At 71.6% G+C, this 3,103-nt stretch carries 4 protein-coding genes; 1 reads left to right on the forward strand and 3 read right to left on the reverse strand.

Annotated elements, in window-relative coordinates; genetic code table 11:
- Positions 1-30: 30 nt before the first annotated feature.
- Positions 31-1,017, reverse strand: a complete 987-nt coding sequence (locus tag QH283_RS00895; RefSeq protein ID WP_280501116.1) for a hypothetical protein — start codon at positions 1,015-1,017, stop codon at positions 31-33.
- Between the two features lie 101 nt (positions 1,018-1,118).
- Between QH283_RS00895 and QH283_RS00900 the strand changes: the two genes are divergently transcribed.
- Positions 1,119-1,730: a TetR/AcrR family transcriptional regulator gene (locus QH283_RS00900; protein ID WP_280501117.1), complete on the forward strand. Its 612-nt coding sequence runs from the start codon at positions 1,119-1,121 to the stop codon at positions 1,728-1,730.
- A gap of 7 nt (positions 1,731-1,737) precedes the next feature.
- Here QH283_RS00900 and QH283_RS00905 read toward each other — a convergent pair whose 3' ends face one another.
- Entirely contained in the window at positions 1,738-2,151 is a 414-nt protein-coding gene (locus tag QH283_RS00905; protein ID WP_280501119.1) for a hypothetical protein, read from the reverse strand.
- A 94-nt stretch (positions 2,152-2,245) separates the two neighbouring features.
- Positions 2,246-3,049 carry an isoprenyl transferase gene (locus QH283_RS00910; protein ID WP_280501118.1) on the reverse strand — a complete coding sequence of 268 codons (804 nt, stop codon included), beginning with the start codon at positions 3,047-3,049 and terminating at the stop codon, positions 2,246-2,248.
- Positions 3,050-3,103: the final 54 nt, after the last annotated feature.

The following is a 3,103-nucleotide window of genomic DNA, read 5'->3' on the forward strand; positions in this document are numbered from 1 at the left end:
GGCGGCGGCCGATCGAGGGGTACGGGTGTCTCAAGCCACGGGCACGGCTTCCGGTTCCGCGGCCGGGGCCCCGACGGCCTCCGAGCGCTTGCGGTCGCGGACCGCGGCCACACCGAGCAGCACCAGCGCCGAGCCCGCCCAGACCAGCAGGACCACCAGCGGCCGGGTGGCGCCAGCGCCGTCGAAGAAGGCGACCGAGCGGAGCAGCGAGCTCGCGGCGCCGGGCGGCAGCAGCTGGCCGATGGCGCCCCAGGGCTGCGGGAGCAGTTCGGGGGCCGAGGTGGCGGCCGAGAAGGGGTTGCCGATCAGCACCATGGTGAGCGCGCCGAGACCGATTCCGGGCGGGCCGATCAGGGCGGCCAGGCCGACGATCGCACCCGCCACCGCGAACGAGGCCAGACCGGCCACGGCCGCGAGGGCCAGGTAGCCACCGGGCAGCACCGACAGCCAGCCCTGGGCGAGCAGCATGCTGCCGAGGCCACCGACGACGCCGAAGGTCAGTGCGCCCGCCAGCCGTGCCCCGGCGCCGGTGACCACGAGCGAGAGCAGGGCGCCCGCCGCGATGCCGGACATGACCAGCGGCAACACCATCGCGCCGAAGACCACGCCGCGCGGGTCGTCGGCATCGGCGGGCACCACGTCCTCGACAGGGGCGGTGGTGGCGCCGGACAACTGCTGAGCCATGGCCGTGAGCTGTTGCGCGACAGCGGGACTCGCCGCCGAGGCGACCAGCAGGCGCGGCGCGCCCGCTCCGGTGACGATGGCGCCGTAGACCTCGCGGTCCTCGATGGCGGCCTGCGCGCTCGCGGCGTCGGGCAGCGTGGTGATCGCGAAGGCGCCGGGCTCGGCGGAGGCGGCGAGCCGCTCGGCCAGCGGGGCGGCCTGCGGGCCCGCGACCGCGAGCGGCAGGTCGCGGGGCGCGAGGTTGGCCGCGGGCCAGGCGAAGGCGGCCAGCATGAGCAGTTGGAGCACGGCCGCGCCGATACCCACCGCGACGGCGCGCAAGGTGGTGTTCATGACGTCTCCCCAGAAATCGAATGTTCGTTCTCTTTGATGCTCCTACGGTCGCACCGAGAGAAGAACTTGTCAAGAACGAACATTCGTTTTAATTTGGAACCATGCCCAGAGTCAGCGAGGAGCACCTCGAACGCCGCCGTCAGCAGATCCTCGACGCGGCCCGCCTCTGCTTCATCCGCAAGGGCTTCTTCGACACGTCCATGCAGGACGTCTTCGCCGAATCCGGCATGTCGGCAGGCGCGGTGTACCGCTACTTCAAGTCCAAGGACGAGATCATCGCGGCGCTGGCGAGCCAGACCACCGTCCCGATCCGCGCCGTGCTGGCCGAGCGCGTGCGGGACGAACCGCTACCCACCCCCGCCGAACTGATCGCGACCGTCGCCGAGGAGGTGATCCGGCACGGCGGTCCCGACGGCATGGTACGGCTGGCGCCGCAGGCCTGGGCGCTCGCGCTGGTCAACGCCGAGGTCGGCGGCTTCGTGCGCGCGACCCTGCTCGGCCTGCGGGCGACCCTGGGCGAGTACGTCGGGCGCATGGTGGCCGAGGGCTGGCTGCCGCCGGACACCGACACCGACGCGGTGGCCAAGGCCCTGCTGAGCTTCATGCCCGGCTTCATCCTGCAGTACCTGATGCTGGGCGACATCGAGGCAGGCGCCATCGGACGGGGAGTCGAGGCACTCATTCCGATCCGGGTGCCCGCCGACCGCGACTGAGCGCGCGCTAGGGCGCGAGCAGCCCCTGCCGGGCGCGCTCGGCATCGGAGAGCACCAGCAGCAGCATGGTGGTCAGCGCCGAGTCGTCGAGACCGGCGGCTGGGAAGGTGTAGCGCCACACCACATCGGCCAGCTTGCCGTGGCCGATGACCGCGATCGAGCCGAACTGCGCGCCGTTGTTGCGCTCGGCGACCCGCTTGTGCAGCTGGGGCTTGAGCGGGCGGTCCCAGGCGAGCACGCAGGTCAGGCTGAGCACGTCGAGGCCGGGCGCGAGTTGCACCGCGCGCAGCGAGCACAGCGCGCCCTCGTACTCGAAGCCGAGCGATCCCTCCTGGTCGACACGCACGTCGACGCCGTATCGCGACAGACACGCACCCGCGCGTGCCTGTAGTTCCTGGTCGGAAGTCACCGTCGCGTCCATCTCCGTGCCACCGTTCGCCGCGCCTGTGACCGGCCGCACCGGTCTCCTGCCGCCCCCGTGATCGTGCTCTCCCCCGCTGTCGCGCTCTTCCGCGCTACTTCGTGCCGCCGAAACGGCGGTCACGAGCAGCGTACTCGAGACAGGCGTCCCACAGGTTGCGCCGGTCGAAGTCGGGGAACAGCGTCTCCTGGAAGACGAATTCGGCATAGGCCGACTGCCACAGCAGGAAATTGGAGGTGCGGAACTCGCCGGAGGGGCGAAGGAACAGGTCGACATCGGGCATGTCCGGCTCGTCGAGGAAGCGCGCGACGGTGTTCTCGTCCACCCGCTCCGGGTCGATCTCCCCCGCGGCCACCCGGCGCGCGATCTCGCGGGCGGCGTCGGCGATCTCGGCCCTGCCGCCGTAGTTGACGCACATGGTGAGGGTGAGCACCGTGTTGTCCTTGGTGAGCTCTTCGGCGACCTCGAGCTCCTTGATCACGCTGCGCCACAGGCGCGGTCGCCTGCCCGCCCAGCGCACCCGTACGCCCATTTCGTGCATCTCGTCGCGGCGGCGGCGGATGACGTCGCGGTTGAAGCCCATGAGGAAGCGGACCTCATCGGGGCTGCGCCGCCAGTTCTCGGTGGAGAAGGCGTAGGCCGACAGCCATTTGACGCCGATCTCGATGCAGCCCTCGACGGTGTCCATGAGCACCGCCTCGCCGCGCTCGTGACCGGCGGTGCGGGGCAGACCGCGCTCCTGCGCCCAGCGGCCGTTGCCGTCCATCACCAGGGCGACGTGCTTGGGCACCAGTTCCTTGGGCAGTTCCGGCGGACGCGCTCCCGACGGGTGCGGCGAGGGCGGGCGCACGGTGCGCGTCGCGGTGGCGGATTCACGACGGAGGATCACGGCTTCCATCCTGCCCGATGGGCCCGAGCGGGCCCGCGCTGCCCTCCGGGTGCGCGACCCGCG

The sequence above is a fragment of the Nocardia farcinica genome, from assembly GCF_029867845.1.
Classification (GTDB): Bacteria; Actinomycetota; Actinomycetes; order Mycobacteriales; family Mycobacteriaceae; genus Nocardia; species Nocardia farcinica_A.